The sequence below is a fragment of the Clostridium sp. DJ247 genome (genome assembly GCF_014231265.1).
Genome location: NZ_JABAIW010000080.1, coordinates 1 through 16,802 on the forward strand (window position 1 = coordinate 1; position 16,802 = coordinate 16,802).

General features: G+C 31.5%; 11 protein-coding genes. All 11 read left to right on the forward strand.

Annotation, left to right across the window (positions count from 1 at the left end):
* Nucleotides 1–1,366 (forward strand): IS200/IS605 family accessory protein TnpB-related protein (locus HGI79_RS20740; protein ID WP_207725861.1); only part of this gene is annotated, 1,366 nt, incomplete at its 5' end.
* Between the two features lie 339 nt (nt 1,367–1,705).
* On the forward strand, nt 1,706–3,472 hold the full coding sequence (locus HGI79_RS20745; RefSeq protein WP_185652574.1) for a ferredoxin hydrogenase: 1,767 nt from the start codon (nt 1,706–1,708) through the stop codon (nt 3,470–3,472).
* 692 nt (nt 3,473–4,164) lie between these two features.
* The gene (gltB, locus tag HGI79_RS20750) at nt 4,165–8,691 is read left to right on the forward strand and encodes a glutamate synthase large subunit (protein WP_185652575.1); all 4,527 of its coding nucleotides are present in this window, start codon (nt 4,165–4,167) and stop codon (nt 8,689–8,691) included.
* A gap of 11 nt (nt 8,692–8,702) precedes the next feature.
* Nucleotides 8,703–10,136 (forward strand): glutamate synthase subunit beta, encoded by a 1,434-nt coding sequence (locus tag HGI79_RS20755; RefSeq protein WP_185652576.1) that lies wholly within the window; start codon nt 8,703–8,705, stop codon nt 10,134–10,136.
* Nucleotides 10,137–10,345: 209 nt separating this feature from the next.
* Entirely contained in the window at nt 10,346–11,257 is a 912-nt protein-coding gene (locus tag HGI79_RS20760) for a carbohydrate ABC transporter permease (RefSeq protein ID WP_185652577.1), read from the forward strand.
* A gap of 93 nt (nt 11,258–11,350) precedes the next feature.
* Nucleotides 11,351–12,172 carry a carbohydrate ABC transporter permease gene (locus tag HGI79_RS20765; RefSeq protein ID WP_185652578.1) on the forward strand — a complete coding sequence of 274 codons (822 nt, stop codon included), beginning with the start codon at nt 11,351–11,353 and terminating at the stop codon, nt 12,170–12,172.
* Between the two features lie 55 nt (nt 12,173–12,227).
* Nucleotides 12,228–13,577, forward strand: coding sequence for an ABC transporter substrate-binding protein (locus HGI79_RS20770; RefSeq protein ID WP_185652579.1), 1,350 nt, complete (start codon nt 12,228–12,230; stop codon nt 13,575–13,577).
* A gap of 68 nt (nt 13,578–13,645) precedes the next feature.
* Entirely contained in the window at nt 13,646–14,380 is a 735-nt protein-coding gene (locus tag HGI79_RS20775) for a glycerophosphodiester phosphodiesterase (RefSeq protein WP_185652580.1), read from the forward strand.
* Between the two features lie 102 nt (nt 14,381–14,482).
* Nucleotides 14,483–15,061 (forward strand): 5' nucleotidase, NT5C type, encoded by a 579-nt coding sequence (locus HGI79_RS20780; RefSeq protein WP_185652581.1) that lies wholly within the window; start codon nt 14,483–14,485, stop codon nt 15,059–15,061.
* A 170-nt stretch (nt 15,062–15,231) separates the two neighbouring features.
* Nucleotides 15,232–15,984, forward strand: a complete 753-nt coding sequence (locus HGI79_RS20785) for a DUF2271 domain-containing protein (RefSeq protein ID WP_185652582.1) — start codon at nt 15,232–15,234, stop codon at nt 15,982–15,984.
* Nucleotides 15,985–16,147: 163 nt separating this feature from the next.
* Nucleotides 16,148–16,802: DUF2278 family protein (locus HGI79_RS20790; protein ID WP_185652583.1), on the forward strand; the 655-nt coding region annotated here is incomplete at its 3' end.

Consider the following 16,802-nt stretch of genomic DNA (forward strand, 5'->3'; position numbering starts at 1 on the left):
AGTATTCTCCACTGCAACAAGGTATTCTTTTAGGAGACTATTAGAAGGTAAAAAGATTGGAGATTTAGAAAAAGAAGTAGCTTATAAATTCAATCTTAACATAAGACAGGCAAAAGATGTAGTAGAATGGGCAAGGCAAACTATTGCTTCACAAAAAGAGTTAGTAAAAATGAACTATGAAAATTACACTAAAAAAGTTACTACAATTGAAAATATTTTAGGGGACAAAAAGAAAAATCTATCAGAGAAGAAACGAAATACTTTACTTAAAAAATTAGATAAAAGGCAAAGAAAAGCTGATTATTTTAAGGGCTTTATAGATAATAACACTATTCCACCTGTAGTTTTTGGTACTAAAAAGATGTTCTTAAAAAGATGTAAGGGTCTTATATCTAATGAAGAATGGAAAGCCTGTAGAAACAATGGTATTTACTCAAGAGGAGATAAGACTAAAAAAGGCAATCCAAATTTAAGAGTAATATTAAGTAATGGTATAAGTTATCTTCAAATATCAACACTTGAAAAAACTGAAAATAATAGAGCCATAAAAATTCAAGTCCCTATATATTTACCACAAAAATTATCAAAGAAGACAGGTAAAGTAAATGGCACTAATTATAGAGAATTATTTTTAAATCATTTAGCTGCAGATAATGCTTATCAAGTAGAAATGATTAAGAAAAAGGGTAAATGTTATTGTCATATAACCTTTGAATTACCCAAAGCAGATGTAATATATACAGGGCATAATGGGATTATAGGCATAGATACCAATCCAGATGGATTTGCTCTAACTATGATAGATAATAAAGGTAATTATAAGTGGAATACCTATTTAAAACAGCATGAATTACTCTATTCTAGAAGTAATAGAAGATCAAATTTATGTGGTGAATTAGTTAAGCAAGTTATCTTTATTGCTAAAACTTATAACTGTGGCGTATCTATAGAGGACTTAAAATTTAAGAATGATAAAGATGTTCAAAGTAAATTTGCAAGAATAAAACATGGATTTATATATTCAAAGTTGTTAGCAATGCTTGAAACATCTTGCTATAAAGAAGGAATAGAATTGATTAAGGTAAAATCACAATATACAAGTAAAATAGGATTGTATAAATACTGTCATCAGTATGGAATGGCAGTTTATAATGGAGCTGCCATGGTAATAGCCAGAAGAAGTTACAAGTTTAAAGAAAGAATACCTAAAATATTAAGAGATAAGCTTGTTGATAACATTCAACTATTTGACCAAAAGAATAATTGGTGCAAATGGAATTGTATAGATAAAATTATAAAGAGAAAGGTAGGTGAAAGACCTGATTCTTGGATAGTAAATAGGAAACAAATATTAGGAATAGCATAATACTTAATTTTCAAGATATAAACACTGCTAAAGTACACCTAGAAGGAAAGGCTTTGGTGGAATAATATATTTGAGGAATGGGTAACACCCATAATCTTGTAGGACTTAAGCAGAGAGCCAGAATCTGTGATTTTGTTCCAATGGCTTACTCCTTTTTGAGGAACGAAAAGGAGTTTCCTTAAAGAAGTCTTAAGGCATTACTTAAATGTAAAGCGAGATTTTAAGATAGTTGTCTTAATCCTAGTAGTTGAATCCTGTGATACTACCGTTCTATTTAGTGAATAGAATGAAAAACTATGCAAAAATCAATTTATCATAGTTTTAGAAATCAGGACAAATATGAAAGTGTTAACTATAAATGGAAAGCGAATTGAGACTAATGAAAATACTACTATCTTAAAGTTAGCAAGGGACAATGGTATAGATATATCAACACTTTGTTTTTTAAATGATTGTAACACTGTTGGAACTTGTGGAATATGCCTTGTGGAAGTGTTTGTAGAAGTAAATGGAAGAGTCGGATTAGTAAAAGCTTGTGATACTTATATTGAAGATGGTATGGTTATTGAGACAAACTCTGAAAGAGTCACCATTGCTGTAAAAGATAGGATATCAGAGCTTTTAAATAATCATGATTTTAAGTGTGGCTCTTGTAAAAGAAGAGAAAACTGTGAATTTTTAAAGCTTGTAATAAAACATAAAGCAAGAGCTACTAAACCACTTGTAATTACAGATAAATCAGAATATATTGATGATAGAAGTAAATCAATAGTAATAGATAGATCAAAATGTGTATCTTGTGGAAGATGTGTTGCTGCTTGTAAGGAGAAGACAGGAACTTGCTCAATTAATTTTATAAAAGATGGAGATAAACAGATTATTTCAGCAGAAGATAAAAAGTGCTTTGATGAAACTAATTGCTTACTATGTGGACAATGTGTAGTTGCTTGCCCTGTGGATGCTCTATCAGAAAAATCACACATGGTAAGAGTGAGAGAGGCATTAGATAATCCTGAAAAGCATGTTATAGTTGCTATATCTCCTTCTGCTAGAACTGCTATGGGTGAATTATTTAAAATGGGTTATGGGGTAGATGTAACTGGTAAACTCTATACAGCTTTAAGAAAACTTGGATTTGATAAAATATTTGATATAAACTTTGGTGCAGACATGACTATTATGGAAGAAAGTACTGAGCTTGTGGCAAGAATAAAAAATAATGGTCCATTTCCAATGTTAACTTCTTGTTGTCCAGCTTGGATAAGACAAGTTGAAAATTATTATCCAGAGTTTCTAAACAATCTTTCATCTGCAAAATCTCCACAACAAATTTTTGGAGCTGCAAGTAAGACATACTATCCATCAATAGAAGGACTTGATCCTAAAAATGTTATTACAGTAACTGTAATGCCCTGTACAGCAAAAAAATACGAAGCTGACAGACAAGAGATGGAAAATGACGGCATTAGAAGTATAGATGCAGTTATGACAACTAGAGAGCTAGCTAAAATGATTAAAGATGCAAAGATTGATTTTGCTAATCTTGAGGATGGTAAAGCAGATCCAGCTATGGGAGAATATTCAGGGGCTGGAGCTATTTTTGGAGCTACAGGTGGAGTTATGGAAGCAGCACTTAGAAGTGCTAAGGAATTTGTTGAGAAAAAACAATTAAATAACATAGAATATACTCAAGTAAGAGGATTAAGTGGTATAAAAGAAGCTGCTGTTGAAATTGGAGGTAACGAATATAATGTTGCTGTAATTAATGGAGCTTCAAACGTATTTGAATTTATGAAATCTGGTAGATTAGATATTAAAAAATATCATTTTATTGAAGTTATGGCATGTCCAGGAGGGTGCGTTAACGGTGGAGGACAACCTCATGTCAGTGCTGCAGAAAGGGAAAAAGTAGATATTAGAACCCTGCGAGCATCTGTATTATATAACCAAGATAAAAATCTAATCAAAAGAAAGGCTCATGAAAATGCTGCTTTAGTAAAAATGTATGAAGACTATATTGGTAAACCGGGAGAAGAGCTAGCACACAAATTATTACATATAAAGTATACAAAAGATAGAGTGAAACTTGATTCAGATAGAGTTTAGATCTCAACTGAATTTTAGTTGAACCAATCCAGCCAGCGCGCAGCAGCCCTAAAACTACCACTTGTAGAAGTGGTAGTTTTAGGGCTGCTAGACCAATGGATATACAATAGCATAAGAATTGAAAAAGTCAGCAAGCTTGCTGACTTTTTATGTTAATTATGAAATGTTTATGTTTTTATTACAATTTTATTAAATTCTATTACATTATAGATATTTAATTATGTAGCAAAATACAGTTTAGTGTAAAATCTACATAAAGTTACTAAAATTTTACGTTTTCAACAATAAAAATTCTTTGTGTGAAAAAAATCGTATATTATTAATATTTATTGATAAAAATTATAAAATTATTAAAAAAAATTAAATTTTAAAGAATATATTATAATATTGTTAAAGATTTTTAACTTTTTGTAACTGATGAAAGTATGTTAAAGATTTAAATTTAAAACTTTAAAATGAAATAATCATTTTATAATCTTGCATATTTGAGAATTTATGATAAAATTTTATTATTGAATAAGTGTCTGTTAGCATATCGTATTAGTTTTATACTGGCATTTAATTTTTGTTAATAGTTTACTGTAATAATTATTAAGATTTTTTAAATGACAAGATGTTATAAAATTTGTGATATGTTTAAAATCATGTCAAAATTATATTTATATACAAAAAATAGATGGGGGTTGTGACACATGACGTATAGTGTAGGTTTTCCTTCAAAGCAGGGTTTGTATAATCCTGAAAATGAGAAGGATGCTTGTGGTGTAGGATTTGTAGCAAGTATAAAAGGTGAAAAAACTCATGATATTGTAAAGAAAGGTATTCAAGTTTTAGTTAACTTGACTCATAGAGGGGCAGTGGGATCTGATCCTAAAACTGGTGATGGTGCCGGAATACTTTTACAAATTCCTGATGAATTCTTCAGAATAAACTGTGAAACCTTAGGAATAGAATTGCCTAAGGCTGGAGAATATGGAGTTGGTATGGTATTTTTACCTAAGGAAACTGCACTAAGACTACAATGCGAAGGAATATTCGAAAGAGCAGCAGAAGAAGAAGGTCAAAAGGTCTTAGGTTGGAGAGATGTACCTACTGATAACAGAGATATAGGTGAAACAGCAAAAGGTACTGAACCTACTATAAGACAGATCTTTATAGGTAAAAATGCAGAAACTCAAACTGAGTTTGAGAGAAAGCTTTATATAATCAGAAAAAAAGCAGAAAATGAAGTAAGAGAACTTCTTAAAAGTGGAGAAGAAAGCTTTTACGTTTGTAGTCTTTCAAGCAAAACTATAGTTTATAAAGGTCTGTTACTTGCAGAACAGATAAAAAGCTTTTACATCGATTTAAATAATGTAAACTTTAAAAGTGCTATTGCTTTAGTACATCAAAGATATAGTACAAATACTTTCCCGACTTGGGATCTAGCACAACCATTTAGATGTCTTGCACATAATGGAGAAATAAATACAATAAGAGGAAACAGAAACTGGATGAATGCTCGTGAAGGCGTACTTGAATCAGAAGCATTTGGAAAAGATATAAATAAGCTTTTCCCAGTAGTAAGCACTGGTGGTAGTGATTCTGCTTCACTTGATAATATGTTAGAATTATTACATGAAGATGGAAGATCACTTTCACATGCAGTTATGATGCTTATACCTGAAGCATGGCATGGTAATGATGAAATGGAAGAGCATAAGAAAGCCTTCTATGAATATCACGGATCTTTAATAGAGCCTTGGGATGGACCAGCAGCTGTTGCATTTACAGATGGTGTACAAATCGGCGCAACGCTTGATAGAAATGGATTAAGACCTGCAAGATATGTAGTAACAAAGAGCGGTTTAGTAGTACTTGCTTCAGAAGCTGGAGTATTAGAATTTAAGCCTGAAGAAGTAGTAGAAAAAGGCAGAATTAAACCGGGTAAAATGTTCCTTGTTGATACAGCACAAGGAAGAATTATTAATGACGAAGAATTAAAGAAGGAAATATGTGAAGGTAAGCCATATAAGGAAATACTTGATAAATCAAAATTTACTCTTGATATGTTCGAAGCAGTTGAAACAAAGCATGAAATAAGTGCTGAAGTATTAAAGGAAAAACAACAGGCTTTTGGATACACTCTTGAAGATTTAAAAGTAATAATAGGTACTATGGCTAAGGATGCGAAAGAACCTATTGGTTCTATGGGAAATGATGCCCCTCTTGCGGTGCTTTCAAATAAAAATCAGTTACTTTTTGCGTACTTCAAGCAGCTTTTTGCTCAAGTAACTAATCCTCCTATAGATCCTATAAGAGAAGAACTTGTAATGTCTCTTGTCAACTATATTGGTTCTCAGGAGAACATTTTAAACAGCGAAATTCCAAATGATGCTTTTATAGAAATTGATAGTCCTATATTAAGTGATGAAGAAATGGCTAAAATAAAAAGTCTTAGAAATAAAGACTTTAAGACTACAACAATTCCTATTACATTTAAATATGATACAGGAATAGAAGGATTTAAAGCAGCTCTTCAAAAAATTTGTGAAAGAGCATCTCAGAGAATAGAAGAAGGATACAATATACTAGTACTTAGTGATAAAAATGTAGATTCATATGAAGCTGCAATACCAAGTCTTTTAGCAGTTTCAGCAGTACAGCATCATCTTATTAGAGAAAAAACACGTACAAAGGTTTCAATTATAGTGGAAACTGCAGAAGCAAGGGAAACAATGCATTATGCATTGCTAATAGGCTATGGCGCAACAGCAGTAAATCCATATCTTACATTTGAAACTATAAAACAGATGATAAAGGATAATGATATCCAAGGTATAACACCTGAAAAAGCAAATGAAAATTATATATATGCAGTAAACCATGGATTACTTAAATTGTTATCAAAAATGGGTATATCTACATTACAAAGTTATCATGGTGCACAGATATTTGAAGCAATAGGGCTTAATTCAGAATTTATAGATAAGTACTTCGTAGGAACACCTTCAAGAATAGGCGGAATAGGTATTGATGTAGTAGCACAAGAAGTTCTTACAAGACATAAAAATGCATTTAATAAGATAAGAAAGCCTATTTCACAACTTGATGTAGGAGGTAATTATTCTTGGAGAAAAGAAGGAGAGTTCCATCTTTTCAATCCAGAGACTATATATAAACTTCAAGTTGCATCTAGAACAAATAATTATGGAGTATATAGGGAATATGCAAAAGCAATAAATGAGCAGGATAAAAACCTATGTACTATAAGAGGATTATTTGAATTCAAAGAAGGAAGAGAAATTCCAATAGAAGAAGTTGAACCAGTAAGTGAAATACTAAAAAGATTCTGTACAGGAGCTATGTCCTTTGGTTCTATAAGTAAAGAAGCACATGAAACTATGGCTATTGCTATGAACAGAATTGGCGGTAGAAGTAATTCAGGAGAAGGTGGAGAAGATCCTGAAAGATTTGTAGTAGATGCTAACGGAGATCTTAGAAGAAGTGCTATAAAACAGATAGCGTCAGCACGTTTCGGTGTAACTACTGAATATCTTGTTAACGCTGACGAGCTTCAAATAAAAATGGCTCAGGGAGCAAAACCAGGTGAAGGTGGGCAATTGCCAGGTAAGAAGGTTGATAAAAATATAGGTAAGACAAGACATTCAACACCAGGAATAGACCTTATATCACCACCACCTCATCATGATATTTACTCAATAGAAGATTTAGCTCAGTTAATTTTTGATTTGAAGAACGTAAATCCTGCAGCAAACGTAAGTGTAAAACTTGTTTCAGAAGTTGGGGTAGGAACTATTGCAGCTGGAGTTGCAAAAGCTCATGCAGACTTAATATTAATAAGTGGACATGATGGCGGAACAGGGGCATCACCAATTTCTTCTATAAAACATGCTGGTATACCATGGGAGCTTGGTTTATCAGAAACACAACAAGTACTTCTATTAAATGATTTAAGAAGCAGAGTAAGAATTCAAACAGATGGACAATTAAAAACGGGTAGAGACGTAGTTGTAGCTGCTTTACTTGGAGCTGAAGAATTTGGATTTGCAACTACTGCCCTTGTAGTAATGGGATGTACTATGCTAAGAAACTGTCACTTAAATACTTGTGACATGGGTATAGCTACTCAGGACCCCGAGCTTAGAAAGAATTTTAAAGGTAAGCCTGAACATATCGTAAACTTCCTTACTTTCATAGCACAGGAAATTAGAGAATATATGGCTAAGCTTGGCTTTAGAACAATGAACGAAATGGTTGGTAGAGTTGATATGTTAGAAACAAAAGACGCTATTAATCATTGGAAAGCTAAGGGATTAGATCTATCAGCAATTTTATATAAACCGGATATGCCAAAGAGAATTAAGCCTTACTGTGTGATCTCTCAAGATCATGGTCTTGATAAGGCTATAGATTATAAGCTAATTCAAATGGCAGATAAAGCAATATCAGATAAAGTAAAAGTTAAAGCAGATTTAGAAATAAAGAATGTTAATCGTTCTGTAGGAGTTATGCTTAGTGGAGCCATAGCTAAAAAGTATGGCAGCGAAGGATTACCAGAGGACACAATTACATTTAATTTTAAAGGTTCTGCAGGACAAAGTTTCGGAGCATTTGGAGTAAACGGACTTACTTTAGTACTTGAAGGTGAAGCTAATGACTATGTAGGCAAGGGATTATCCGGTGGTAAGATAATTATAAAAACTCCTAAGGAAGCAACATTCGACCATGAAAAGAATGTTATAGCTGGAAACACTATTCTATATGGTGCTACTTCAGGTAAGGTATTTATAAATGGTACCGTAGGAGAAAGATTCGCAGTTAGAAACAGTGGAGCTACAGCTGTAGTTGAAGGTGTTGGTGATCACTGTTGTGAATATATGACTGTTGGAAGAGTAGTAGTTATAGGAGAAACAGGAAGAAACTTTGCAGCTGGTATGAGTGGTGGTATAGCTTACGTACTTGATGAACATGGTTCTTTCGATGAAAAGTGCAATATGGAAATGGTAGAGGTTGGAAGCCTTGTGGATACCGAAGATATAGATACAGTATACAGTTTGGTAAAGGAACACTATGAATATACAAATAGTGTAAAAGCTAAAAAGATTCTAGATAAGTGGGATAGCTATAAAGCTAAGTTTAAGAAAGTAATCCCTACTGCATACAAACTTATACTTGAGCAAATAAAACAAGAAGCAGCCGTTGCTTCTAACAAGTAGGAGGTAGCGTAATGGGAAAAACAACTGGTTTTAAAGAATATAAAAGAGAAAATCCTAAAAAGCGTCCTGTAGAGGAGAGAATAAAGGATTATAAAGAGATATATCATAAACTTCCTGAAGACAAATTAAGTCTTCAGGGAGCTAGATGTATGAACTGTGGAACTCCATTTTGTAACTGGGGATGTCCTATTGGAAACTTAATTCCTGACTGGAATGATATGGTGTTTAAGGGTGAGTGGGATAAGGCTTTTGAAAGACTTTCTGTTACTAATGCCTTCCCTGAATTTACAGGAAGAATATGTCCTGCTCTATGTGAAGGAGCATGTACTCTTGGAGTAAATAGAGATCCAGTTTCTATAAGAGAATTAGAGCTTAGCATAATTGAAGAGGCATTTGAAAAAGGTTTAGTAAAACCTAATCCACCAAGAGTTAGAACTGGTATGAAGATAGCAGTGGTAGGTTCAGGACCTGCAGGTCTTGCAGCGGCTGCGGAATTAAATTCTGTTGGACATAAAGTTACTGTATTTGAGAGAGCTGATGAAATAGGTGGTTTGTTAAGATATGGAATACCTGATTTTAAGCTTGAAAAGAAGGTAGTAGATAGAAGAGTAAACATCATGAAAGAAGAAGGAATAATATTTAAAACTAATACTAATGTTGGTGTAAACTATCCTTCAGAAAAGCTATTAAAGGATTTTGATGCAGTTATTCTAACAGGTGGATCTACTGTTCCTAGAAACCTTAACATCCCAGGAAGAGAGCTTAAGGGAGTACATTTTGCTATGGATTTCTTAACACAGCAGAATAGAAAAGTTGCTGGAAAAGAACTTCAGGAAGAAGAAATTTCTGCAAAAGATAAGGTTGTAGTAGTTATTGGTGGAGGAGATACAGGTTCAGACTGTATAGGTACTTCTATAAGACAAGGAGCTAAAGCTGTTTATCAATATGAAGTAATGCCTAAGCCACCAGTAGAAAGAGATGATACAATGCCTTGGCCAACTTTCCCAAGAACATTGAAAACATCAACTTCACACGAAGAAGGTTGTACTAGAGAATGGTCTGTAAGCACAAAAGAATTTGTAGGAGAAAACGGAACTTTAAAAGCTCTTAATGGAGTGAAGGTTGAATGGAAAAATGAAAATGGTAGAATGCAAATGGTAGAAGTGCCAGGAACAGAATTTAAACAACCAGTAGATTTAGTACTTCTAGCAATGGGATTCCTTCACCCACAATATGAAGGTATGTTAAAAGAACTTGGAGTAGAAGTTGACGGAAGAGGTAATGTAGTTACTAATGAAGATTACATGACAACAAAAGATAAGGTATTTTCTGCTGGAGATATGAGACGTGGTCAATCTCTTGTTGTATGGGCATTAAGTGATGGAAGAAAAGTAGCTCAGGCTGTTGATAAATACTTAATGGGAGAAACATCTTTAAGAGGATAAATATTAATAATATACAAGAGCTTAACAATAAAAATAAGGTGTGGTTTTTACCACACCTTATTTATTTTGTTTTTTTATTTATTAGATATAGAGTTTCTACTGTGGAACCCTGTATGTGTTAAAGTTTCTTAACTAATTCATAATATTAAGCTAATGATTCCATAGTACTATAGTAATGTTTGATGTTACAAAATGTATTGGAGGTATATATGGAAGGAACAATGAAAGAATTGCAGACACATAAAAAAGCTTTAATTAAAAAAAGTTTTATAAATACTATAGAACCCTATCTTTACCTTATTCCTTGCTTATTTATATTTATAGTTTTTACCTATTTTCCTTTTATAAAGACAATATATCTAAGCTTATTCAGTACTGATGCTGTAGGAAAAATAAATTCTTTTGTAGGCTTGTCAAACTATATAGAACTTTTAAAATCCCCTTCTTTTATAAATAGTATAATTGTTACATTTAAATTTGTAATTTTCACTACTTTTCCATCTATTATATTAGGACTTATTGCTGCATTATTGTGTAATAACAAATTAAAGGGTAAAAGTATTTTTAATACAATGTATGCTATTCCTATGGCTGTATCCTCAGCAGTAGCAGCTATAATTTGGTTATTACTTTTTAATCCTAGTATAGGTATATTGAATTATGTACTAAAAAGTAACATAGGTTGGTTGACAGATCCTTTCTGGGCATTAATTTCCGTATCAATAGTTACGGTATGGATGAATATCAGTGTAAACTTTATTTTTATAACTGCTGGACTTCAGAATATTCCAAAGGAATTATATGAAAGTGCATCAATAGATGGAGCAAATTACTCACAATGTTTAAAAAATATCATATTACCTTGCCTTTCACCAACACTGTTTTTTGTGTTAGTTATTGATATAATACATGCCTTTCAAACCTTCGTACAAATAAGCGTTATGACCACAGGTGGACCAGGAGAGTCTACAAATGTACTGGTTTACTCAATTTATAGAAATGCATTTTTCAACAATAGGTTTGATGCAGCCAGTGCTGAATCTATAATTCTTTTTATAATGATGCTGGCTATAACACTAATTCAGTTTAAATATGAAAAGAAAAAAGTATTTTATAAGTAATTAAGTTATGGTGAGCTTACATTTTAGCTTTACTATATAAGCTTTAAGGAATGAAGAATTTCATAAGTATATTTACGAGGAGATGTAATAAAAATGCCCAAAAAGATAAAAAAGCTGATTCTATATGTAGTAAATACTATGTTTGGTTTAATAACAATAGCACCCTTGATATATGCATTACTTATTAGTTTTATGCCACCAGATCAGATATTTGCTTTTCCTCCTAAGCTAATACCAAAAAGTTTTTATATTGAAAACTATAAAGATGCCCTAAATACAGCTCCTATAATGAGGTTTATATTAAATAGTTTTATTGTATCCTCTGCAGTAACCTTAGGTCAAATTTTAACTTCCAGTATGGCTGCTTTTGTATTTTCTTTCTTTGAGTTTAAAGGAAAAAACCTATTATTTATAGCTATGTTAGCTACAATGATGATTCCAAGTGAGGCAACTATAATATCAAATTATTTAACCATAGGTTCTCTTGGGTGGCTTGATAGTTATAAAGCTCTAATAGTTCCATATTTAAGCTCTGCTATGGGAATATTTATGATGAGGCAATATTATTTAACCTTACCGAAAGAATTGTATGAAGCAGCAAAAATTGATGGCTGTAACAGTTTTAAATTCTTAACAAAAATAGTATTACCAATGTCAAAACCAGCATTAGGTTCCTTAGGAGTATATACATTTTTAATTACATGGAATCAATATTTGTGGCCATTATTAGTGACAAGCAAAGATAGTGCAAGAACAGTACAAATAGGTATTGGTATGCTTCAGTTTGCTGAAAATGAATCTTTTGGCTTAATAATGGCAGGTATTATCATGGTTTTGTTACCTTCAATTTTAATATTTATATTTGGACAAAAACAGCTAATAGAAGGTATGACAGCAGGTGCAGTAAAGGGTTAGTTTAATAATTATGCATTGCATGGTTAAATAAATACATTTGAAAAGGAGAAAAATAATGAAAAAGAGATTTATAAGTTTACTAGCAGCCACAATGATGGTAACAGGTATGTTATCAGGCTGCGGAAACAGTAGTAAAGAAACAGCAAGTACATCAAACAAACCTGTAGAGATTACATTTTGGCATGCTATGACAGGAGAAACTGGCCAAGCTATAACGCAAATGGTCACTGACTTTAATAATTCTCATAAAGATATTAAGGTTGATGCCCAATTCCAAGGTAAATATGATGAAGCTATTAATAAATTAAAGAGTGCAAAAAAAGGTAATGGTGGACCAGATGTTATGCAGGTATATGATATTGGTACTAGATTTATGATTGACAGTAATTGGGCTGTACCAATGCAAAAGTTTATAGATGGGGAAAAATATGATATATCAAATTTAGAACCTAACTTATTAGGATATTATACAGTTAATAATAAACTTTACTCAATGCCATTTAACTCATCAACTCCAATAGTGTATTATAATAAAAATGCTTTTAAAGATGCGGGGTTAGATCCAAACAGTCCACCAAAAACATTCTCTGATGTAGAAAAATACGCACAGGCTTTAACTAAAAAGGATGCTTCAGGAAAAGTTTCTCAATACGGATATTCAATGGCTGTATATGGATGGTTTTTTGAACAATTTCTTGTTAAACAAGGACAAAATTTTGTAAATAATGGCAATGGTAGAGAGGCTGCTCCAACAACAGTTGAATTTGATAAAAATGGTGGTGGATTAGCTATATTAAAACAATGGCAAAAGATGGTTGATGCTGGTTATGCAGGAAACTTCGGTAGAAAAACTGATGATACAAAGAATGCTTTCATTGCTGGAAAAACAGCTATGTTTATTGACTCAACAGCAGGTTTAACAGGAGTTTTAAAGGGTGTAGGTGGAAGATTTGAGGTTGGAACTGCAGCTTTACCATCCTTTGATGGAGTGCAGGATGGTGGTGTTTCAATAGGGGGAGCTTCTTTATGGGCTTTGGATAACAAAGATGAAGCAAAACAAAAGGCAGCCTGGGAATTTATAAAGTTCATGGTGTCATCTGAAGAACAGGCCTTTTGGAATACAAAGACAGGATATTTTCCAGTAACAAAAAAAGCTTATGATGTTCAACTTATGAAGGATAACTTAAAACAGAATCCTCAATTTCAAACAGCTATAGATCAATTACATGCATCACCAAAAACTGCAAAGGGTGCATTAATGGCAGTATTCCCAGAAGCAAGACAGACAGTAGAAGCAAACATAGAACAGATGCTTCAGCATAAGCAGACACCTGAACAGTCAGTAGAAAATGCAGCAAAAGCTATAAATGATTCTATAAAAAAATATAATGATTCAAATAAATAATTTAACTGTAAAAAGCTCTTTCTAATAAGAGCTTTTTACAGTTATTAAGTTTAAGGAGGAGTTTTAATATGAATAAAAGTTTGAATATTGCTCATAGAGGCTTTAGTGGTATGTATCCTGAAAACACAATGCTAGCTTTTAAAAAAGCTGTTGAAGCAGGTTGTAATGGAATAGAAACTGATTTGCATATGACAAAAGATGGGGTTATTGTACTTTGTCATGATGAAAAAATAGATAGAACTACAAATGGAACAGGACTTATTGCGGATTATACCTATGAAGAACTATGTAAATTTGATGCAGGAATTAAATTTGGACAGCAGTTTCATGGAGAGAAAATTCCCAGTATTGATGAATTTTTAGAATATGTTAAAGACAAAGATATATTAATAAACCTAGAGTTAAAAAACAATATAATAATATACAAAGAACTAGAGAAAAAAATTATAGATAAAATTTATGAGTTTCAGTTAGAAGAAAAAGTAATATTATCTTCCTTTAATCACTATTCTATGGTTAAGGTAAAGGAATATGATAGTACAATAAAAACAGGTTTATTATATACTGCCACACTTTATAATGTACATGAATATGCAAAAAGCACAGGGGCAGATGCACTTCATCCATTTTTTCCTGCTATTATGGATAGAGCAATTGTTTCAAATATTAAGGAAAATGGAATTATCATAAATACCTACACTGTAAATGAGGAAAAGTATATGAAAAAATTGATTTCTCTTGGAATAAATGGTATAATTACTAATTATCCTGATAAATTGAAAAAAGTTTTGGAAAATAAATAATATTTAATTATAATTCATTCAATGTAAATAAATTAGAACTTATGTTTAATCTTTTCTTAACTTTTAGTTTCTATAATGAAATTATAGGCGAGGTGAAAAAATATGAAAAACTTAAATATTTGTATTGATATCGACGGGACAATAACTGATGCATACTATTGGTTAGATATTACTAATAAACATTTTAATAAAAATATTAAAGAAGAACAGGTGACAGAATATGAAATCCATAAGATACTTGGGGTTGAAGAAAAAGAATACAGTGAATTCTATGAAAAAAATAAAATTAAAATGCATTCAGAGGAAAAACTTAGACCAGATGTAAAAGCTGTATTAATAAGATTAAGTTTACTTTGTAATATTTATTTTGTTACTGCAAGAGATAAAGATCTTACAATTTTAACTCATTCTTATCTAAAGAAGCATGAAATACCTTATAACGATTTATTTGTTTTAGGTAGTCATTACAAAGTAGACACAGCGAAACAATTGAATTGCAATGTTTTTATTGAAGATAACTATGATAATGCCATTCAGCTTTCAAATGCAGGCTTTAAAGTGCTTCTAATAGATACTAATTACAATAGAAAACCAATAAATGAAAATATATTGAGAGTTTATAATTGGAAAGAAATATATTCTATAATAAATAAGATGTTGGTACAAGATAAGGCAATATAAGTAATTAATTCATGTTACTATATAGGGTTCTACAGTACAAACTTAATAAACAAAAAGCAGCATTAATTTAACAAGTATTAATGTTGTTTTTTTATTTCCATAATTGAAGAATTTATTCTTTAATTATACAATATAGTTATTATAATAAAAAAATAAGGGATGGGTGAATTATGAAAGGAAAAATAATATTTTTATTACTTATTATTGTAGTATTTATTCTTGGAGTATATAAAATTATAGATAGCATTAAAACTAATAGTACTAAAACTATTACAATAAAAGAAAAAAGGAATGGGAAAAACTTAACTATTTCTATTATCAAAGAGGAACAGTATCTTCATGAATTCAAAGTCAACTCCGTTATTACTATAAAAACACCTCCGCAGTTTGCTGTATGGATTGAAGATATTAATGGAAACTATATTGAAACATTATATGCCACTTCAAAAATTGTAAAACAAAATTGGAGTAAAGCACCGGGTGACTCTGCTGCAAAAGGTCAAATTCAGAGAAAAGAAGCTTTGCCCTATTGGGATAACAAGCGAAGTAAAAATTCCTCTAATATAGATGCAGTATCCTCAGCAACACCAAAAGGAAGTTCTGTTATAAAAACAGAAACTAGTAAAGAACGTGGTAAATATGTAATCTGTGCAGAATTCAATAATTCCACGGATTTTAATCAATACTATACTAAAGATGCATTACCAGAACAAGACAACTATTCTGGTGGAGCTTGGGGAAGTGGACAACCATCTATTATATATAAAGCTAATATTGATCTAGATTCTATAGATAAGGTATACCAGTTGAAGGCTGTTGGACACGGTAGCCCTAGCGGGAAAGATGGTAATTTATACGAAGATATGTCAAAACTGACTACAGCAAAACATATAGTTAAGAGTATAGATGTTAGTATAAAATAACTGTAAGCTTACTAAAAATAATTTTAATGGGAATATTAATAACTACTAAAGATAACTTGCAATCCAGGAACTTAGTGCCACTTACTCTAACCCTTGAAGAAGCGGGAGGATTAGTGGAAGTTAGCTATGGGATAAAATGTAATTTATATAAGGAGGCGCTATGATGGGTATTCCAATATATGTTGTTTGTAAAGCAAAAGGAAGTACAATTACTAACATTGGATGTGAAATTCCTAAAAAAGAAGGAAAGCAAATAACAGCATCAAATATTTATTGCCGATATGAAAAAATAGGAGGAATATTCCACTATTATTTTAAAGTAAAGTCTGAAACAGTATATATTGGAGACCATCAGTTTCAATTTGATAATAGAAATATTGAAGTGCAAATTAATGTTAGATCACATCATGGTAGAAAAACTCCAAAACTAGAATATGTATTTAAAGAAAATTTTCAAATAAGGGATGAAAGTAAGTTCTCTTTTGAAGAACTTAAAAAGCTAGATTATGGAATAAAAGTGTTGAATTTTGAGAAAGAAAATATTAACAGAAGAATATCTATAGATTATGTTAGAAGTAATTTATTTGATATAAATGAATTTAGAGAAGTGCCAACTACTGCTGATCTAAATGAAGAATTGCACAGATATATTACAAAAACTATAGAACAAGACGCAGATGTTTATATATATGGAGATTTATTTCCTTTAGAATGTACCGAAAATGATGACAGAGCTGAAAGGATTAATCTTTTGAAAAAAAATGGCCCCAAAGGAATACACGATATACATATGAATCAAGGAAATTCTGAGAAAAAAC

Excerpts from the sequence above, each read along its gene's own strand:
- HGI79_RS20745 (WP_185652574.1), top strand. The coding sequence starts at position 1,706 with ATGAAAGTGTTAACTATAAATGGAAAGCGAATTGAGACTAATGAAAAT.
- gltB (WP_185652575.1), top strand. The coding sequence starts at position 4,165 with ATGACGTATAGTGTAGGTTTTCCTTCAAAGCAGGGTTTGTATAATCCT.
- HGI79_RS20755 (WP_185652576.1), top strand. The coding sequence starts at position 8,703 with ATGGGAAAAACAACTGGTTTTAAAGAATATAAAAGAGAAAATCCTAAA.
- HGI79_RS20760 (WP_185652577.1), top strand. The coding sequence starts at position 10,346 with ATGGAAGGAACAATGAAAGAATTGCAGACACATAAAAAAGCTTTAATT.
- HGI79_RS20765 (WP_185652578.1), top strand. The coding sequence starts at position 11,351 with ATGCCCAAAAAGATAAAAAAGCTGATTCTATATGTAGTAAATACTATG.
- HGI79_RS20770 (WP_185652579.1), top strand. The coding sequence starts at position 12,228 with ATGAAAAAGAGATTTATAAGTTTACTAGCAGCCACAATGATGGTAACA.
- HGI79_RS20775 (WP_185652580.1), top strand. The coding sequence starts at position 13,646 with ATGAATAAAAGTTTGAATATTGCTCATAGAGGCTTTAGTGGTATGTAT.
- HGI79_RS20780 (WP_185652581.1), top strand. The coding sequence starts at position 14,483 with ATGAAAAACTTAAATATTTGTATTGATATCGACGGGACAATAACTGAT.
- HGI79_RS20785 (WP_185652582.1), top strand. The coding sequence starts at position 15,232 with ATGAAAGGAAAAATAATATTTTTATTACTTATTATTGTAGTATTTATT.